This window comes from Streptomyces sp. NPDC026062, from assembly GCF_055568375.1.
Window position 1 is genome coordinate 1 of sequence record NZ_JBVHOQ010000068.1, and the last position, 17823, is coordinate 17823.

Genomic DNA, 17823 nt, shown 5'->3' on the forward strand with positions numbered 1-17823 from the left:
GGCAGATCTTCCGAAGATCCCGCATCAGCCCCAACCGCATGAGCGTCATCACGAAAGCCGTCCTCACCCTGGAGAGGCAACGCTGAAAATGCTCAGTGGCCCCCGGCAGGTGGTTCTCGATGGCTACGCGTTGTCTGCGACGAGGTCGTCTTTGTCGGGAAGCAGATCGGCGATCTTGTCCCAGAGGTCTCGGGAACTGGTGCGGACGACCTGGAGCGTCGTGTCGGGGCCGATCTGGCCTTCCTGGACAGGCTCCTGGGGCTGCATCCGCTCCCAGTGGCCGTGGCGGCCGCAGTCCCACACCGCGATACTCCGTACCGCTGCCGCTCCAGGCCTGCCGCCCCAGATGGTGGTGACGCGCCAGGCGGAGTTGAGGGACATGGCCAGCTCGGCAAGGGCGGACAGCTCGGGTTCGGCCAGGTCACTTGCACCGGAAAGGGCGGCGACGACGGAGGTTCTGGTGGCCTCCCTGTCGTCCGGAGCCTGTTCCAGGGCCACGAACGCCGCGTCCAGCGCACCCATCGTCGTCTTGATCTCGGGGACGCCGAGCAACTCGGACTCCCCGATGTCGACACTCTGCAGCTTGACCTTGCGGGCGAGCTCCCACACCAGGGTGCTGGGTTGAATGGGAACGTACTCGGACTCCTCGGTCCCGGGCCAGCCGTCGTGGGAGAACACGCTGTCCTGTCCCACCACGACACCGTGGTTCAACGGCCCGTGCTGACCGGTCACCTCGGCCTGGATGAGGACCATGGGATGGGCGAGCGCGGTCAGGAGTTCGCGAAGTAATGGCGAGAGCTCGCCTTCCGTGCCGACGAGCCCGATCTGCTGTAGTTCGCCCAGGGAGTGGAAGAGCTCGGCCGGCGGCGTCTCCATGTCCAAGAGGTGTGCCAGTACCGCAATGTGACGGTCAGCCAGTCGAAAGCGGCCTCGGGAGCTGTCAAAGGAAGGCAAGTCGCTCATCCTTTCTATCGGTTATCGGGCGTTTCGCTGGTGGTGGAGTTGGCCAGCGCGGTGAGGAAGGACATGCGGCTGTGCGTGGCAATGGAGAGCCGTTCACCCTGCCGTGTACGGATTTCGACGCTGTCCATTCCCATGGGGACACCCCATCCGCCACCGACGAGGCGGGGTGCGCCACGATCGGCTGCCCGGAGCCCCGGAACGGGGGCGTCGACGTTGGCCAGAGAAGCGGCGTATCGCTGAGCGTGGCTCATCGGCTGCTGCTGGATCTCATGAAGAACGGAGGCAGGGTCCAGATCCGTCAGAGCCATCCGCTCCCGGCCGACGCGGAGGGCGTTCTGCGCCGGATCAATCTGGATCCGGTTGTAAATGGCCTTCGAGATCGGTACGGAGAGGCAGGGCACGAGAATGAGGAGGAAGACAGCGGACACGACGAGCCACGGCCCGGTGTCCTGCGGGATTGCGTCGATTCCCATGTAGGAGACGCCGGCGAGATAGATGCCGATACAGATGACGGACCAGGTTTTGGGGAGCTTTTCGTTATACATTTGGGTTGCTCGGCATTCGTTGATTTGGATGTTCTAGGCTGAGGTTGATACGCAAAAAGGCGGAGGGGATGAATTATGATGCCTTGGCATGTGCAGCTGGAAAGAGGTGGTTCGGTTTCCGGTAAATCAGGTGGAAGCGCGAACTTTTGATGCGAGGGTGGGATTTTGGGCCTCAGGTGAGTTCATTTCCACGTGCTCTCCGGATCATGTTCCTCATGTCACGGGACCCTCGTCCTGGTGACGTCCGAAGAACACGTTCTTCGGGATTGCGAAGAGGGCGCCTGTGAAGCTCAAGACGGATCTATCCACCCCTTCCAGCACTAATGCGATGGCTAGATCTGTGGCGTCCACGTCACCTTTAGCCTTCCCGACGCGAAATCTGCCAATGTGCGGAACAAACCGACCGCGGTCCAATGTGACAGTGGAACCCTCCCGGCGCAGCTGAGCCTCTCTGGATTCCCCTGCAGAGGTGTAGAGGTAATGGCGTTCGCGATTTTTCAGCTCCAGCCAGCGTGATCCCTTCCGGATCCCTTTGACCTTCAGATCCATGTCGACGATGCTGCCGCCGACCCTCAACCAGCCACCATCCAGAGAGGGCAGCACTCCGACACCTCCGCTGAATAGAGTGTCAGGGAATTGCGCGCCCTCAAGGACCACCTGCCGGTTCGACGCCTCTCCTGGTTTTCCGATTTTGGAGGATACGCTGAATCTCCCAAAATGGCTTGCCGTGCCGCGATATCCACTGCTCCACTCTTCAGTCAGTGGCTCCATTTCAAAGTTGAAGTCACTCATGATGACTCTTCCTTTCGTGTCTTAAGTAGTTCCTTGGCTTAGTATTCGTAATGTTAGAACCAGTTCATTGGATTCGCCTTCATTGCGAGACCCTTTGCTTTGCCAATAATGTCTGAATCGATCCTCGAAGCCTTGTCGCCCGCCCAGTTCCAGGCCTTGGCGGCGCCGTCCTCGATGTCGTCCCAGTGTTCGACGACTTTGGCACCGGACCAGACTGTTCCAGTGACGGCGACGGCTCCGATGGTGAAAGGGTTGGGGGATACCGTCGCAGCAGTCAAAGAGGCGTTGAAGAGGACTTCGGTGACATCTGCAACGTACTTGGCACCGGACTCTCTGCTTCCGAAGTGACTCGCCGGGTTACCTTGAGCCCAGACGTTGGCACCGCTATAGATAGTGGAGAATAATCCGCCCGCCACGCCGACGCCGCGGAGGAGACCTGCGGATTTCCCCGCTACCCATAGCCCTTTGCCGAGGGAGGTGATGTGTCCATTCCCGAACAGGCGCGCGTCGGCGGCCGCGTTCCCGGTTACCTTCAACAGGCTGGCGTTGGCTGCTCGACCGGGGATCTGTCCTGCGTGGGTGAAACCGCCGTACATTTTGGCGAGCCGGTCAGACCCTGCCAGGAAGCTGATCGCCTTGTTTCCCGTGATGTTGAAAATAATTGGCGATTCCATCACGCCACTGCGCCGAACCCAGTCCAGGCCCGATCCGATCCGTCCGCCGATGTAGGTGCTGGCCAGTGGAAACCGGCTGACATCCTGGTAGGCGGAACTTCCCGAGGCCAGTGCGCCAAGCTTGCCAGGCAGCCAAGATCCGGGTGCGGCGAGTGAACGGATGGGTGGCTCCCATCGATGGAGATCTCGCCCCCATCTGCCAATTCTGGTCGGAGCCCAGAAATAGCGTCTGGACATAGAGATCATTCTTCTGGCTGTCCACGTCTTGGCCCCTTGTGCCCACCCGCCCTGGGCGATCGAGTTCCCGACCAGGATCCTGGAAAGATTTCCCCCGTGGAATGACGCCGTCCCGGTGTGCGCGATGAACCCCGTCGCGTCCCCGTATGTTCCGAGGTACTTCTCAATATCTCTTTCGTACGGCTTGAGCGCGGGGACAGAGGCGAACGCGTGGGCCCGCAGCCGGTCGACCCACTCGTCCAGGGATTCCCTGGACCTGCGGCGGAGAGCGTTTGCATCCGAATTACCGCTGCTGGCCAGGGCGTTGGCCAGCAGCAATACATCCGGCGCCTTGTAGATCAGGCCGGCCTTCAGAAGGTCCTTGGCGCCGAAGCCCGCCCACTTGGCACCGGCTTCCGGGTCGCCCTTGTCCAGTCGAGCGACGGCCGCTCGCTTGCGGAGGTCCGGTGCCGTGTCGGTCACCCAGGACCGCAACGGTTTGAGACTCGTCACCGTGTTGCCCACACCGAGCTGCGAAGCTCTGGTGAGTGCCTCGCAGAGCTTCGCCTGGAGACCCCCCTTGCCGTCCAACAGCTTGGCGAGTTGATCCAGATCGTCCGGATTCACATTCCGCACCCTGCTGCGTTCCTTCGGTCTTGGAGATCAGCGCTGCTTTGCCCGGCGGTCAGGCGGCACGGGCACGGTCCGGCACATGCGAGTTCGGTCAGCGGTTGATGGCTTGGATTTCCTGGACGGTGATGTTCTGGGTGGTGCCGAAGGTGCCGACGGGGAGGGTGCCACCTGCGCCGCCGGATCCGTTCCAGGCGACGTTCCAGGTGAGGGTGGCCTGGAGCTGGTACGAGCCGTTTCCGGAGGAACGCAGGTAGGTGACCCCGCACGGCGGGGTCTTGTCGGCGTCACCCTTGGCGTAGGGCGTGCCGATGTGACCGTTCCGGAAGGTGCATTCGCCGCTGCCGGGGTGCAGCGCCGCGTCCTTCGTGCCGGGCTCGATGTGGAGGGAGACCGGTGTGGCGGTGACGGTTGACCGGAGGCTGACCCCAGCGGCGTTGAGGGAGGCGGTGACTGAGACGGGCTTGAAGGTTTTGTTGTCGAGCCAGGACCAGGTGGGGAGGTTGACTTTGGTGTTGCTGGCCGGAGCCAGGTTGACCGTGGTTTCAGGGACATCGACCTGGTTGTAGGCGAGTTGGGCGAGGAGGCCGGGGCTGATGCTGTTCCTGACCTGGGGGGTGTCGCCGTTCTTGACCCAGAAGGGCAGCTCGTTGCAGGTCCACGCGTCGGGCTCGTCCCAGCGGGACTCGTCCTGGACGGAGACCCAGAAGGCACCTTCGTCGGCCTTGTCCAGGTTGTAGTCCTTGTACTTGCCGTCCTCGTACATGTCTCTGTACTGGCCCACAGCTGTATCGGCGTAGTTAGGCATGCCGGGGGTGTTCACGGTCGACGTGAACATGGCCTCTACATGCTGCTTGAATTCCAACGCTGACCGTGGTTCGTACCAGCAGGCGGGGGGCGACCAGTTCCCGGTGGGGGCGAAGCCCTCGGAAGACTTGCCGGATGTGCCTTTTGTGGACCCGGAGTAACTGATCAGCGAGGTGAGGGTGTTCCCGTTTCGCTTGCCGGATGCATTGGTGCTTCCCTGAGAGCCGTCACCGCGGGACTTCTCCCCAACAGCAGTTTCGGGAACGCAAGCGAGCACGACCGCTATTGTGCCAACCAATAGGGATTTCACCTGAGAGTTCACGGCGTGCATGCCTCGTGTCCCCTTTTTGACAGGAGATTGGTGGTCTGCCAAATTTTCTTGCGGCTCTTTTCGGTCCTGGTGCTGTAGTAGATATATGCATTATTCGTGGCGGGGGACCTTTCGACCTTTCCCGTCTTGCGGTCTTTGTTGTATGCCTTACTCTCGTCCGCGCAGTAGGAAACGGCCGCGGACGTCTTGCTGAGCATTTTGATCCTAGGATTGAAGTAGCGAGTCGTTCCAGTGATGGACAGGCCGTCTTCCTTGTACCCCGTAATCCACTCAGCTGCGCCAATCAGCCCATCTCCTTGGTAGTAGAACTGAACGGGTGGGGTGTTGGCGTCGCCCTTCCCGATGGCAGCATCGGTCGCGTTGATTCGCTGACTGACGTCCGTCAGGATCGCGTCCTTCGTCGGATCGCCTGTCTCCCAGCTTTCGAAGACGTTCTGCACGTCCGCAGGGAGGATTACCTGCGGCCGGGACACCCTGCCCGCAGGGCTGACTGTCGGTGTTTCAGGCTTCGTCTCACTCATGTCGACACCCGCGATCTTGCCGTTGGCATCGGGTGCTTCTTCGCTGCACCCGGTCAGAAACAGGGCTGCTGCTGCGGTCAGTGCGGTGGCAATGGGCAACGTGTGGCGGGGCACTGGTGACTCCCGTGGGTCAACTGATGTCAGAAGCAGCATGACGCTATCCATAGAACCCGTGGTTTCGCCATCGTGACCTCGCCGGTCCTTGCTGCATGCGCACATCTGCCCTATAGGTGCCCTAGAGGGAGGTGAGTTGTACGACGAACTCTGTCCCGGTGGATGTGGCGTCGCGGACCTGTCTGATGACTCTCCCCAAATGGCTCGTTCGAGAGAAATTCGATCAAGGGGAGGGGTTGTGCGCAGCGGTGCGGGCAGGCGTCGGTGGCGGACGATTATGTTCATTTTTGGTGAGGAGCGCGGTTCGCTCGTGCGCGAGACGCAATCGTGGGGCTGGGCACGCTGCGGGTTGAGTGAAAGGTGAACCTCCTTGAGGGCCTCGCGATTGGCGCCGGAGTTCCTTAGTGGCGCATATGTGCGACTGCTACGGTGCAAGTGATTTTGGTGTTTCATGAGTCCCAGCCAACTCGCCCGTCATTCATGACGCGTTGCTGAATGGCTGAATCCATCTGTGGTGGTAAGCGGGGAGCGGTTGCGTGAAGGTGCAGGACCGTATGGGGGCGGGAAAGCAGCGGAGTTCCGGGGCGGCTCAGCATGCAGGTGAGCGGCTTCCGGTGCCTGCGCGTGAACGCAAGCCTGCGCTTGCCGCGCTCGCCGTACTGCTGATTCTTGTCGGCGCACTCGGTGCGACCGTGCTCGTGCTGCGGGCCGGTGACCGGATCGAGGTCGTGCGGATCTCCCAGGATGTGCCGGCGGGGAAGGCCGTGGCCAACGACTCCGTGGCGTCCGTGATGGTCGCGGACGACCCGGGCATCCACTACGTCCCCTGGGCTCAGAAGGATGGCCTGAAGAAACTTCGGGCCAAGAACACCCTGGTGGCGGGCACCATCGCCATCGGGGAGATGTTCTCGGCGGACGAGGGGCTGCCGGACGGGAAGGCCTTCGTGGGGCTCGCCCTCAAGGAGGGGCAGTACCCGGCGGGCATCAAGGTGGGCGACGAGGTATCCGCGTACCGCGTCGGCGGTGACGCCGATGCCGATGCCGACAAGGGTGCGGCCAATGCCAACGCGGTGATCGTCCCGGCCGCCAAGGTCAGCGACATCGTCAGGGGCGAGGGCCCGATGGCCGGCAGTGGAAGCCTGCCCGTCACCCTTCTGGTCAGCAGCTCCGACATCCAGGGACTGACCCAGGCCGCCGCGACCGGGCAGGTCGCCCTGGTGCTGGTTCCCTCGGCCACCGGCTGATTCACGAGCGCACGGGAAGCACGGGAAGCACGGGAAGCACGGGAAGCCCGGGAAGCCCGGGAAGCCCGGGAAGTGCGGGAAGTGCGGGAAGCACGGGAAGTACAGGAAGTACAGGAAGCAGAAGATATGGCGCTTATCGTGCTTGCGGCGGACAAGGGGTCGCCGGGTGTCACCACCGCGGCCGTCGCGCTCTCCGCCGTCTGGCCGCGCCGCGTGCTGCTGGCCGAGGCGGATCCCGCCGGCGGTGACCTCGTCTACCGCAGTGAGGCCGCCCACGGCGGCCCGCTGAACCCCAACGCCGGCATGCTCTCGATTGCCGCGACCGCGCGCCGCGGGCTCGCACCCGACCAACTCTGGGACCACTCCCAGACGCTGTCGGGCGGCCTCGACGTGCTCGTCGGCATCGGCTCGTCCGAGCAGGCTGCCGGGCTGGCCGGCCAGTGGTCCCTGCTCGGGCGTTCCTTCTCCGCGCTGGCGGAGTCCCCGCAGGCCCCCGCCGACGTCATCGCCGACTGCGGCCGGATCAGTGGGGGGACCCCTGCCCTCGACCTGTTCGCACACGCCAGCCTGGTGCTTCTCGTCGCGCGTACGCAGCCGGAGAGCATCGCCCGCGTCAGGGACCGGGCTCTTGCGCTCTCCGCCCGGCTGCACAGTTCTTCGCGTGGAGGAGCCCAGCTCGCGACGCCGCTCATCGGCGTCCTGCTGGTCGCCGATCCCGGTGACTCGGCGAAGGCTGCCAACCAGGTCAACAGCATGCTGATCGGCGCGCAGTCCGTCGCCCGCGTGATGGGCACCCTGGCCCACGACCCGGTGGGGGCGGCACAGTTGGCAGGACGCAAGCGTGGCCGGCTCGACAAGTCGCTGCTGATCCGGTCCGCCCGGCAGATTGCCCGGGACGTGTACCAGCAGTACGGCGCCGCCTGGACGCTCCCGGTTCAAGGGGCAGCACCCGGACTGACGCCGGAGCAGATGCCCGGACAGATGCCCGGACCCCCTCAGGGGCCCGTTCCTGGTGTGCGCCCATGACCGCCATCGACCATCTGCTGGTCAAGAGGTTCCGTCAGGAGGCCGGAGACCGGATCGCCGAGCAGCGCCGGAGCGACCAGACGTCCGGCGTTCCCCAGATGTCCGGCGAGGACGAGCGCCAGTACGCGCGTGCCGTCATCGCCCAGTTGCTGGAGGAGTACGCGCGGGCCGAGATCAACGCCGGCCGTTCTCCGTTCGACGCCGAAACCGAGGAACAGTCCGCGGCGGCCGTGCACGCCGCGCTCTTCGGGGTCGGCCGGTTGCAGCCGCTGCTCGACGACCCCCAGGTCGAGAACATCGACATCAACGGCTACGACCAGGTCTTCGTCGGGTACGCGGACGGCAGGGAGGTGCGCGGGGAACCGGTGGCCGAGACCGACGAGGAGCTCATCGAGCTGGTCCAGATCCTCGGCGCGTACTCGGGCCTGTCCTCGCGGCCCTTCGACTCCGCCAACCCTCAGCTCGACCTGCGGCTGCCCGACGGCTCCAGGCTGTCGGCCGTGATGGATGTGACCCGTCGGCCCGCGCTGTCCATCCGGCGGGCCCGGATGGGCAAGGTCTTCATGTCCGACATAGTGGGGAACAGCACGGTCACACCGGAGTTGGGGCACTTCCTGGCCTGTGCGGTCCGGGCCCGCAAGAACATCATGATCGCGGGCGCGACGAACGCGGGGAAGACCACCCTGCTGCGCGCGCTCGCCAACGAGATCCCGCCGCAGGAGCGGCTCGTCACCGTCGAGCGCGCGCTGGAGCTGGGCCTCGACCAGTTTCCCGACCTGCACCCCAACGTCGTGGCCTTCGAGGAGCGGCTGCCCAACTCCGAGGGCCGGGGCGCCATCATGATGTCCGAACTGGTGCGCCGTTCGCTGCGTATGAACCCGTCCCGGGTGATCGTCGGTGAGGTGCTGGGCGACGAGATCGTCACCATGCTCAACGCGATGTCGCAGGGCAACGACGGTTCGCTCTCCACGATCCACTCCAACAGTTCCAGCGAGGTCTTCACCCGTATCTCCACCTACGCCTTGCAGGCCACCGAGCGGCTGCCCGTCGAGGCGAGCCAGATGCTGGTGGCCGGAGCCATCAACTTCGTGGTCTTCGTCGAGCGCCGCAACGACTTCCGGCGGGGCGGCACCCTGCGCCGTCTGGTCACCTCCGTACGCGAAGTGAACGGCGTCGACGGCCGCGTGCTGTCCAGCGAGGTGTTCGCCGAGACCTCCGACGGCAGGGTCGTGCCGCACGCGCCCCTCGCCTGCGTCGAGGAGTTGGCTGTGCACGGCTACCGCCCCAGCGGCTCCTGGGGGTGAGCGGAGAAACATGAACGGCATCTCCTCCCTGAACGACTCCTCCCTGAACGACTCCTCCCCGGGCGGCGTTTCTTCCCTGAACGGCTTCTCCCCGGGCGGCGTCTCCTCCCTGAACGGCGTCTTCTCGCTGTCCGTGCTGTCCGCCCTGGTGTGCGGCGTCGTCGTCGGAGGCGGCATCGCCCTCCTCGTCCTCGCCATCCGGGGCACACCCGCGAAGGCAGCCCATGAGAAGGCCGGATCGAGTTAACGCCTGGCGGATCTGGCCCGGTTCACCGGGCGCCGGGGCTCCCTCTCCATCGGGGTCGGGATCGTCACCCTGCTGCTGACCCGCTGGGCCGTGGCAGGCATCGCGGCCGGTGCACTCGTCTTCCTCTGGGACCGCCTCTTCGGTGGCGCCGCGGCGGAACGGGCCGGGATGTGCCGGGTCGAGGCCCTGGCGGCCTGGACCGAGTCACTGCGCGACACCATCGCCGGCGCCGTAGGCCTCGAACAGGCCATCCCCGCCTCGGCACGCGCCGCCGCGCCCGCGCTCCGTACCCACCTGGACGCGCTCGTGGACCGGCTGAGGGCGCGTACGCCACTGCCCGACGCACTTCAGCTCCTCGCCGACGAGATCGACGACGCCTCGGCGGACATCATCGTCGCGGCCCTGATCCTCAACGCCCGGCTGCGTGGGCCGGGGCTGCGCCAGGTGCTCGGCGCCCTGGCCAAGTCGGCCCGCGAAGAGGTCGACATGCGGCAGCGGGTGATGGCACAGCGGTCCAGCACCCGGCGGAGTGTGCAGATCGTCGTCGGTGTCAGCGTCGCCTTCGTGCTCGGACTCGCGTTGTTCAACCGGGACTTCGTCGCTCCGTACGGCACGCCACTCGGCCAGCTCGTCCTCCTGTGCGTATGCGGTCTGTTCGCGCTGGGCTTCTGGTGGCTGCGCAAGCTCTCCACCATCGAGACCCCGGAGCGCTTCCTCGTACGGGACGACATGGCGAGGCGTTTCGTGCGCCCCCAGAGGTCGCACCAGCCGAACCCGTCGCCCCGGACGCCGCAGTCGGACCTGCCGCAGTCACCTCGGACGACGCCCCGCCGCCCGGTCCGGTCGGCGGAGACCGGGCACGAGGAGGTCTTCCCGCGATGAACCTCACCCTGCCCGTGGTGCTCGGGGCCGTACTCGGCCTCGGTGTCCATGTGTTCGTACGGGCGCTGATGCCGTCCAAGCGGGGCGCGGCCGCGACCGTGGCCCGTATCGACGCCCTGCGCGCGCGTGGCACGGCGTACGAGACGGGCCTGAGCGGGGGCGGGGACGTGCCTGCCGGGCGGCTGGATTCGCTGCGTGCCCGGGTCGGTGCGCGCGTCGCCGACTTCTATGGGCGACAGGGCTGGGAGCAGCGCTCGCTGCGGGCCGACCTCTCGGTCCTCGAACGCGGCTGGGAGCAGTTCCTCGCCACCAAGATCCTGCTGAGTGCCGCCGGTCTCTTCTTCGGCCCGCTCGTCTTCGTGATCGTCCTGACGCTCGGATTCGGCAGCGGCCCGGTCGTCCCGCTCTGGCTGGCCTTGGCCTTCGCGGGCGGGTTCTTCTTTCTGCCGGACCTCGAAGTACGCCGGGACGCGGCCGAGAAGCGCCGCGACCTGCGGCGCGTCATCGGCGCCTACCTCGACCTGGTCGCCATGAACCTGGCCGGCGGCCGTGGCCTTCCCGAGGCGCTCATGACCGCGGCCGAGGTGAGCGACGGGTCGGCGCTGCGGCGGATCCGCAACACCCTGGCGGATGCCCGGATCACCGGGACCAGCCAGTGGCAGGCCCTCGGGCGGCTGGGCGAAGAGCTGGGCATCGACGAGCTGAAGGACCTCTCGGCGTCCCTGGCGCTCGTCGCTGACGACGGGGCGAAGGTACGTGAGTCCCTGGCCTCCCGGGCCGAGACGATGCGGCACCGGGAGATGGCCCGGATCGAGGGCAGCGCGGGCGAGAAGTCCCAGTCGATGCTCGTCGCCCAGTTGCTGCTCTGTTCCGGCTTCCTCGTCTTCCTCATCTTTCCGGCCGCCGTGCGCGTGTTCCAGGTCGGCTGATCTCCGTCACCCGCCTGATCCGACTGCCCCTTCTCCGAGAGGATCCGCAACCATGAACAGTCCCTGCACCGGTCCCCGTACCGGTCCCCGTGCCAGTCATCCAGCCATCGATTTTCTGCTGGCCTTCTTGCGGGGGAGGGTGGAGCGTGCCCGCTCGGACGAGGCCGACCGCGGTGCCTCCGCCGTCGAGTGGGTGATCATCTCGGCGGTGGTCGTCGCGATCGTCGGGGTGGTCGCCGCGATTCTCAGCCTCGCGCTGAAGGACGGCGCCACCAAGGTCGGCGCCTGCATCGCCGGCGCCGACGCCGACTCGACCTGCTGACCCGAGGAATGCCGACGGCCGAGCCACCCCGTTCCGATGGGGCGAGCCGCCTCGCGCACCGGCTGCGTACCGCCGTGCGCCGCCGGGTGGACGCGGCGTCCGCGCGCGGCGACTCCGGCGCGACCGCGATCGAGTTCGTCCTCCTGACCCCCGTCCTGTTCTTCATGATCTTCGCGACGGTGCAGTTCGCGCTGTACTTCTTCGCCGATCATGTGGCGCAGGCCGCCGCTCGGGCGGGCGCGCGCGAGGCACGGGCCCGGGCGGACGAGGATCCGGGCGGCTGGCGGTCCAAGGGGCGGCAGGTGGCCGGAAGTTACCTCGGACAACTGGGCCCGCAGCTGGTTCTCGCACCCGATGTGCGGGCGTACCAGCCCGACGCGGACACCGTGGGTGTGGAGATCACGGCGAGGGTGCCGAGCGTCTTTCCGGGGCTCGATCTGAAGATTCACGCGCAGTCTCAGGGGCCGGTCGAGCGATTCGTACCGGATGGGGAGTGATCCGTGTGACCTGCATGACCTGTGTGAGCAGCGTGCTGGACCGTGCGCGCAAACGGGTACGGGTACGGGACCGGGCCGCCGGCGGACCTGGGCTGCCGGGGGGCTCCGATGGTGACAGCGGGCTGTCCACGGTCGAGGCGGTCATCCTCGCGCCCATCATGATCCTCTTCGTTCTGGTCCTCGTCGGCTTCGGGCAGCTCGTCGACGGCCGGGGAGCGGTCGACGGAGCCGCACGGGACGCCGCCCGCGCCGGTTCGATCCAGAAGGACAGCGATCTCGCGATGTCCGAGGCACGGAAGGCGGCGGAGGCCGATCTCACCGATGTGTGCGCGGGGCCGGTGACGGTGGGCAGGACCAGCGACGGCTTCGAGCCCGGCGGGTTCTTCAGCGTCGAGGTCAGCTGCGAGGTACGAGGCCCGGGGATGCTCGGCCTCAACATCCCGACCACTCTCACCGGCCGGTCCACCTCGCCGCTCGATCCCTTCAGGAGGGCCGCATGACGGCGTTGCGGGAGCCACCGCTTCCATGGGGGGAGGCACGGCGCGAACGTCTGGACGACAAGGGCTCGGGCGCCGGCGCCGTCATCATCTTCGCGTTGCTCTTCATGGCCCTGGCAGCCTTCGTGATCGACGGCGGGCTGGCGATCTCCCAGCGCGAACGGGCCGCGGACATCGCCGAACAGGCCGCCCGTTACGCGGCGCAGGACATCGACCGGGATGCCCTGTACGAGGGATCCAGTGGTTCGGCACCCATCAACTTCGGTAACTGCGGCGCCCGGGTACGCGCCTTCGCCCGGGAAGAGGGCTTGCCGGGGCGCGACGTCGCGGCCTCGGGCTGTGTCGCGGCGAACGCCCAACGGGTAGAGGCCGAGATCCGGCTCACCTACCGGCCCGTGCTGAGCGGAATCCTCTTCGCGGGCCCACTGACCGCGCACGGCAGATCGGCCGCCGAGTCCGTCGCGGGGTAGCCCCGGGAACAGCCGGTCTCGGCTCAGCCCCCGGGTCGGCCCGGCGCAGGGCGGCCTCGGGGTCAATCCGGCGCCGGGTGGCCGCGGGTCGGCCCGGCGCCGGGCTGCCCCGGGTCGGTCCGGCGCCGGGTGGCCGCGGGGCCGGACTGCGATGGATCACCGCCTTGCCCGACCGTCCTTCTCCAGAGGAAGCCTGTGATGGCACACACCACCTCCCGCACGCGTGGCAAGCAGGGACCGCCCAGGCGGACCTTCGGCGACTTCGTCAAGGCCTTCCTCGCGTTTCTTGCGCTGGCCGCCCTTGTCGTCGGCGTGCCCGGGGCGCTGGCGTACTTCGTGGGCCGGCCGCTGCCGGACGAGATGCCCACGCTGGACACGCTTCAACAGCAGATCTCCGTCAACACGTTCATCGGCGTGCTGACGGTGGTGGTCTGGCTGGCCTGGGCGCAGTTCACCGCCTGCGTCCTGGTCGAGGTGAAGGCCGTCGTCTCCGGGGTGGGCATGCCGGTGCGGGTTCCGGCGGCCGGGGCGAGCCAGGCGCTCGCGCGGCAGCTGGTGGCGGCCCTGTTGCTGGTGACGGCGGGAGTGGCGAGCCTCGCCCCTGGGTTTTCGCAGATGGGCTGGGGCATGGACGAGCCGAGCCGGGCGACGCCGGCCTCGTCCGCGCAGCAGTCCCCCGGCCGGCATCATGCGCAGGAGACGAGGCAGGAGACGGCGCAGGAGACGAAGCAGGGGGCGGCTGCCCGGAGGTCGGCGCAGGAGACGGCTGCCCGGAAGCCGGCGCAGGGGACGGCGCTGGACAGAGCGGCCGGGCTCGGCGAACATGCCGAGACCGCGAAGCGAACAGCCGGGACCGCCAAGGAGCAGGGGACCAAGTTCTACCGGATCCGGCCTCCTGAGGGACGGCACCACGACTCGCTCTGGGAGGTCGCCGAGCGGCACCTGGGGGACGGGCGCCGGTACGGCGAGATCTACCGGCTGAACAAGGACCGGGTGCAGCCCGACGGTTCGAGGCTTTCGCAGGCGAGTCTCATCCGGCCGGGCTGGATCATGGAGATGCCCGCGGACGCCCACGGCGGTGAGGTCGTGGAGATGCCGGACGAGGCGCCCCAGCTCTCCAAGGCGGTCCGGCGGCAGATCAAGGAGTACGACGATCCCGGAGGCAAGGCGGAGGGCGGCGGCGCGCAGCAGGGCGGCGACCGGCACGGGAACGGCAGCCGGGGAGGCGACACCGACACCGCGCGGACCGTCCTGCCCACGCAGCGGCAGGCCACCCCGGACACGGGTGCCGTCGCCACCGTCGACGAGGCCGCGCCCCCGGTAACGGACACCTCCTCTTCCTCCTCTTCTCCCTCGTCTCCCTCCTCCTCCGCCTTCGGACTCTCCGAGGCTCTGATGGCCGCCTCGCTGCTTGCCGCGGGGCTGCTCGCGGCCCTGGGCAACCGGCGTCGTATCGTGCTGTGGCAGTCGGCGACGGGCACCGTCGCAGGCCGGGGTGGCGGGGAGCCGTCCGTGCCCGGCGGGGCCGCCGCCGACGCCCAGGACGCGCTGCTGGTCGGGGCCGACCCCGAGGCCGTGCGGTTCCTGGACCGTTCCCTGCGCGGTCTGTCCGCGTCGCTCGCCGCGGAGTCCCGCCCGCTGCCGGTCGTGCACGCGGCCTGGCTGTCCGAGGGCGAACTGCACCTTCAGCTCGGCCGCCCGGAGGGCAGCCCGCCCGCCCCGTGGCAGGAGGGCAAGGACCCCGGCGTCTGGTACGTGGAGCGGTCCGACACCGGAGAGCACGAGTACGGCGACACCGCCGCGCCCTACCCCGGCCTGGTCAGCCTGGGCACCCACGAGGGCTCCAGGCTGCTGCTGAACCTGGAGTCCTTGCCCGGTCTCGTCTCGCTGACCGGTGCCCCGGAGGACCGTGCCGCCGTGCTGGCCTCGGTCGCCGCGGAACTGGCCACCAGCGGCTGGTCGGACCGGATGACCGTCACGCTGGTGGGCTTCGGGGAGGAACTCCGCGCCCTCGCCCCCACCCGGCTGCGCCATCTCGAAGGGGTGGAGGAACTGCTGGAGGTCATGGAGGCCGAGACCCGGCAGCGCCGCAGTGCACTGGGCGCGGCCGGCCACGACTCCGTCCTCACCGGTCGCACCGGACACGTCCGGAACCACCCTTGGGCGCCCCATCTCGTCCTGCTCACCGCCGAACGGACCGAGGCGCAGGCCGCGCTGCTCACCGAACTCGCCTCCGGCGCGGGCCGGCTGGGCATCGGCTATCTCGTCGGTACGGGATCGGCCCGGGTGCCCGGGGCGGTCTGGCAGCTCGACGTCACCCCCGAAGGCCGGATGCTCGCCCCGCTGTTGGGCCTCGACCTCATGGCGCAGATGCTGCCCCGTGTCCAGCACGACGCGGTCGTCCAGCTCTTCAAGCACGCCGAGCCCGGCCACGAGCCGAGCACCGACCCGTCCTCCTCCTCCTCCTCTTCTTCTTCTTCCTCCTCCTCTTTCCTCGTCGACATCACCGAGCGCGGCCGGCCCGCGGTCTACGCCCGGCTCGTCGGGGCGTACGAGCTCATCGGTCTCGACACCCCGGACAGCGAACGCGGCGCGCTCATGCACGAGGCGCTGGCGCTGCTCCTGCTGCACCGCGAGGGCGTTCACCCTCAGGTGCTCGCCGCCTCGCTGTGGCCGCGCGGGGTGACAGCCGACGTCAGGGACGCGCTCGTCGAGCGGATGCGGGAGTGGCTCGGAACCGATCCGGACGGCACTCCACGGCTGCGGCCGGACGCCTCGGGCCGTCTCACGCTCGCCGCCTCCGTCGTCTCCGACCTGGACGTGTTGCGTTCGCTTCACCACGAGGCGACGCGGGGCAGGGGCGCCGCGAACGCGTCCGTGCGCGAGCGGCTGCTCGGTGACGCCCTGGACCTCGTACGCGGCCCGCTGCTGGCGGACCGGCCCGAGGGGAGGTACGGCTGGCTGGCCCACGAGATCATCGACGCCCAGCTGCCGCTGCTCGTCGGGGACGTGGCCCTCGCCCTGTCGGAGCACCACCTCGGACAGGGACGGCCCGAGCCGGCCGTTGCCGCGCTCACCGTCGCCCTGTCTCTGCCCCTTCCCCTGTCTCTGCCTGTGTCCCTGTCCCCGTCGCCGGGTGACGAGCGGCTGTGGAACGAGCTGCTGCGTGCGACCCATGCCACGGGCGACATGACGCGTCTGGCGGAGCTGGCCGTGTTCCTCGTCGCGCGCGCGGACCGGCCGGGCGCCGGTGGCCGGGGGCTCCCGCCCCGTACCGAAGCGCTGCTGGACGAGCTGCTGCCGGCCTGGCGCAAGGCCGACGCGGCAGCCGGCTGATCCAGGTCCCGTGTGCGCCCTCGGCCGTTCCCGCCGCCCCGGCGACGGCGGGGCAGCGGGACGGCGGGACGGCGGGACGGCGGGACAGAGAGGAACAGCGGGGCGGCGGTACGGATGTACGGACGTATGGCGGTACGGCGGTACGGCTCAAGCGATACGGCTCCGGGGCGCCACTCCGCCGCGAGGGTGCGGCGGGAGACGCGCGAGAACGCTGGCGTACGCTGATCCGGTCCGTAGATCCGTTGAAAAACCGCCGAAAGGTGACAGCCCGGTGACCGAGAAGGCCGACCTCCAGCCCATCCTCGACCGAGCCGCCGAAGGCGGCCGGATCACTCCGGCGGAGGCCCTCGACCTCTACCGGTCGGCGCCCCTGCACGCGCTGGGCGCGGCCGCGGACGCCGTGCGCCGCCGCCGCTACGCGGGTACGGAGCACATCGCGACGTACATCATCGAGCGCAACATCAACTACACGAACGTCTGCGTCACGGCCTGCAAGTTCTGCGCCTTCTACGCGGCTCCCAAGGACACCGCCAAGGGCTGGTCCCGCGACCTCGACGACATCCTGCGCCGCTGCGCGGAGACGGTCGAGCTCGGCGGTACCCAGATCATGTTCCAGGGCGGGCACCACCCGGACTACGGCGTGGAGTACTACGAGGAGCACTTCTCCGCGATCAAGAAGGCGTTCCCGCAGCTGGTCATCCACTCGCTGGGTGCCTCCGAGATCGAGCACATGGCCCGGATCTCCAAGGTCTCCGCCGAGGAGGCCATCCAGCGGATCCACGCCGCCGGTCTCGACTCCTTCGCCGGGGCCGGCGCCGAGCTGCTGCCGGCCAGGCCGCGCACCGCGATCGCCCCGCTCAAGGAGTCCGGCGAGCGCTGGCTGGAGATCATGGAGATCGCCCACGGCCTGGGTGTCGAGTCGACCTCCACCATGCTCATGGGAACCGGCGAGACGAACGCCGAGCGCATCGAGCATCTGAACATGATCCGCGATGTGCAGGACCGCACCGGTGGCTTCCGGGCCTTCATCCCGTACACGTACCAGCCGGAGAACAACAAGCTGAAGGGGCAGACGCAGGCCACGCTCTTCGAGTACCTGCGGATGATCGCCATCGCCCGGCTCTTCCTGGACAACGTCGCCCACATCCAGGGCTCCTGGCTCACCACGGGCAAGGAGGTCGGCCAGCTGTCGCTGCACTACGGCGCGGACGACCTCGGCTCGATCATGCTGGAGGAGAACGTCGTCTCCTCCGCCGGTGCCAAGCACCGCTCCAACCGCCTGGAGATCATCGACCTGATCCGTAAGGCGGACCGGGTGCCGGCCCAGCGCGCCACCACGTACGAGCACCTGGTCGTCCACGACGACCCGGCGAACGACCCGGTCGACGAGCGCGTCGTCTCGCACATCTCGTCCACGGCGATCGAGGGCGGCACCGCCCACCCGGAGCTCAAGCTCCTCAACGCCAACTGAGGTCC

The 17823-nt window shown here is 67.8% G+C and carries 16 protein-coding genes and 2 pseudogenes; 12 read left to right on the top strand and 6 right to left on the bottom strand.

Annotation, left to right across the window (positions count from 1 at the left end; all coding sequences use genetic code 11):
- Positions 1-86, top strand: a pseudogene (locus ACZ4LX_RS35875) (IS5/IS1182 family transposase); the annotation flags it as partial.
- A gap of 37 nt (positions 87-123) precedes the next feature.
- On the opposite strand, the gene ACZ4LX_RS35880 reads toward ACZ4LX_RS35875, so the two are convergent.
- From ACZ4LX_RS35880 to ACZ4LX_RS35905, 6 genes are all read right to left on the bottom strand, one after another.
- A complete protein-coding gene (locus ACZ4LX_RS35880) occupies positions 124-876 on the bottom strand; it encodes a hypothetical protein (RefSeq protein ID WP_467651231.1) in 753 nt (250 codons plus the stop codon).
- Between the two features lie 92 nt (positions 877-968).
- The gene (locus ACZ4LX_RS35885; RefSeq protein WP_467651232.1) at positions 969-1508 is read right to left on the bottom strand and encodes a hypothetical protein; all 540 of its coding nucleotides are present in this window, start codon (positions 1506-1508) and stop codon (positions 969-971) included.
- Positions 1509-1721: 213 nt separating this feature from the next.
- A complete protein-coding gene (locus ACZ4LX_RS35890) occupies positions 1722-2300 on the bottom strand; it encodes a hypothetical protein (RefSeq protein ID WP_467651233.1) in 579 nt (192 codons plus the stop codon).
- A 53-nt stretch (positions 2301-2353) separates the two neighbouring features.
- A complete protein-coding gene (locus ACZ4LX_RS35895) occupies positions 2354-3817 on the bottom strand; it encodes a PE-PGRS family protein (protein ID WP_467651234.1) in 1464 nt (487 codons plus the stop codon).
- A gap of 97 nt (positions 3818-3914) precedes the next feature.
- Complete coding sequence (locus ACZ4LX_RS35900) at positions 3915-4658, bottom strand: hypothetical protein (RefSeq protein WP_467651235.1); 744 nt, start codon at positions 4656-4658, stop codon at positions 3915-3917.
- A gap of 287 nt (positions 4659-4945) precedes the next feature.
- The gene (locus ACZ4LX_RS35905; protein WP_467651236.1) at positions 4946-5632 is read right to left on the bottom strand and encodes a hypothetical protein; all 687 of its coding nucleotides are present in this window, start codon (positions 5630-5632) and stop codon (positions 4946-4948) included.
- A 497-nt stretch (positions 5633-6129) separates the two neighbouring features.
- Between ACZ4LX_RS35905 and ACZ4LX_RS35910 the strand changes: the two genes are divergently transcribed.
- From ACZ4LX_RS35910 to mqnC, 11 genes and pseudogenes are all read left to right on the top strand, one after another.
- The gene (locus tag ACZ4LX_RS35910) at positions 6130-6837 is read left to right on the top strand and encodes a hypothetical protein (protein ID WP_467651237.1); all 708 of its coding nucleotides are present in this window, start codon (positions 6130-6132) and stop codon (positions 6835-6837) included.
- Between the two features lie 126 nt (positions 6838-6963).
- A complete protein-coding gene (locus tag ACZ4LX_RS35915; protein ID WP_467651238.1) occupies positions 6964-7863 on the top strand; it encodes a hypothetical protein in 900 nt (299 codons plus the stop codon).
- Complete coding sequence (locus ACZ4LX_RS35920) at positions 7860-9167, top strand: CpaF family protein (protein ID WP_467651239.1); 1308 nt, start codon at positions 7860-7862, stop codon at positions 9165-9167. The genes ACZ4LX_RS35915 and ACZ4LX_RS35920 overlap by 4 nt, the downstream gene beginning before the upstream one ends.
- Before the next feature lie 109 nt (positions 9168-9276).
- A pseudogene (locus ACZ4LX_RS35925) lies at positions 9277-10296 on the top strand (type II secretion system F family protein).
- Complete coding sequence (locus ACZ4LX_RS35930; RefSeq protein ID WP_467651240.1) at positions 10293-11225, top strand: type II secretion system F family protein; 933 nt, start codon at positions 10293-10295, stop codon at positions 11223-11225. Before ACZ4LX_RS35925 ends, ACZ4LX_RS35930 begins: the two are co-directional and overlap by 4 nt.
- Positions 11226-11277: 52 nt before the next feature.
- The gene (locus tag ACZ4LX_RS35935) at positions 11278-11547 is read left to right on the top strand and encodes a hypothetical protein (protein WP_467651241.1); all 270 of its coding nucleotides are present in this window, start codon (positions 11278-11280) and stop codon (positions 11545-11547) included.
- An 8-nt stretch (positions 11548-11555) separates the two neighbouring features.
- Positions 11556-12044 (top strand): TadE family protein, encoded by a 489-nt coding sequence (locus ACZ4LX_RS35940; RefSeq protein ID WP_467651242.1) that lies wholly within the window; start codon positions 11556-11558, stop codon positions 12042-12044.
- 14 nt (positions 12045-12058) lie between these two features.
- Positions 12059-12544, top strand: coding sequence for a TadE/TadG family type IV pilus assembly protein (locus tag ACZ4LX_RS35945; protein WP_467651255.1), 486 nt, complete (start codon positions 12059-12061; stop codon positions 12542-12544).
- Positions 12541-13011 carry a TadE/TadG family type IV pilus assembly protein gene (locus ACZ4LX_RS35950; protein ID WP_467651243.1) on the top strand — a complete coding sequence of 157 codons (471 nt, stop codon included), beginning with the start codon at positions 12541-12543 and terminating at the stop codon, positions 13009-13011. The genes ACZ4LX_RS35945 and ACZ4LX_RS35950 overlap by 4 nt, the downstream gene beginning before the upstream one ends.
- Positions 13012-13209: 198 nt before the next feature.
- Positions 13210-16347 (top strand): LysM peptidoglycan-binding domain-containing protein, encoded by a 3138-nt coding sequence (locus tag ACZ4LX_RS35955; RefSeq protein ID WP_467651244.1) that lies wholly within the window; start codon positions 13210-13212, stop codon positions 16345-16347.
- A 271-nt stretch (positions 16348-16618) separates the two neighbouring features.
- Positions 16619-17818 (top strand): cyclic dehypoxanthinyl futalosine synthase, encoded by a 1200-nt coding sequence (gene mqnC, locus ACZ4LX_RS35960; protein ID WP_467651245.1) that lies wholly within the window; start codon positions 16619-16621, stop codon positions 17816-17818.
- Positions 17819-17823 lie beyond the last annotated feature (5 nt).

Coding starts and splice junctions, on each gene's coding strand:
- ACZ4LX_RS35880 (WP_467651231.1), bottom strand. CDS start 876: ATGGAGACGCCGCCGGCCGAGCTCTTCCACTCCCTGGGCGAACTACAG.
- ACZ4LX_RS35885 (WP_467651232.1), bottom strand. CDS start 1,508: ATGTATAACGAAAAGCTCCCCAAAACCTGGTCCGTCATCTGTATCGGC.
- ACZ4LX_RS35890 (WP_467651233.1), bottom strand. CDS start 2,300: ATGAGTGACTTCAACTTTGAAATGGAGCCACTGACTGAAGAGTGGAGC.
- ACZ4LX_RS35900 (WP_467651235.1), bottom strand. CDS start 4,658: ATGTTCACGTCGACCGTGAACACCCCCGGCATGCCTAACTACGCCGAT.
- ACZ4LX_RS35905 (WP_467651236.1), bottom strand. CDS start 5,632: ATGCTGCTTCTGACATCAGTTGACCCACGGGAGTCACCAGTGCCCCGC.
- ACZ4LX_RS35915 (WP_467651238.1), top strand. CDS start 6,964: ATGGCGCTTATCGTGCTTGCGGCGGACAAGGGGTCGCCGGGTGTCACC.
- ACZ4LX_RS35920 (WP_467651239.1), top strand. CDS start 7,860: ATGACCGCCATCGACCATCTGCTGGTCAAGAGGTTCCGTCAGGAGGCC.
- ACZ4LX_RS35930 (WP_467651240.1), top strand. CDS start 10,293: ATGAACCTCACCCTGCCCGTGGTGCTCGGGGCCGTACTCGGCCTCGGT.
- ACZ4LX_RS35935 (WP_467651241.1), top strand. CDS start 11,278: ATGAACAGTCCCTGCACCGGTCCCCGTACCGGTCCCCGTGCCAGTCAT.
- ACZ4LX_RS35940 (WP_467651242.1), top strand. CDS start 11,556: ATGCCGACGGCCGAGCCACCCCGTTCCGATGGGGCGAGCCGCCTCGCG.
- ACZ4LX_RS35945 (WP_467651255.1), top strand. CDS start 12,059: ATGACCTGTGTGAGCAGCGTGCTGGACCGTGCGCGCAAACGGGTACGG.
- ACZ4LX_RS35950 (WP_467651243.1), top strand. CDS start 12,541: ATGACGGCGTTGCGGGAGCCACCGCTTCCATGGGGGGAGGCACGGCGC.
- ACZ4LX_RS35955 (WP_467651244.1), top strand. CDS start 13,210: ATGGCACACACCACCTCCCGCACGCGTGGCAAGCAGGGACCGCCCAGG.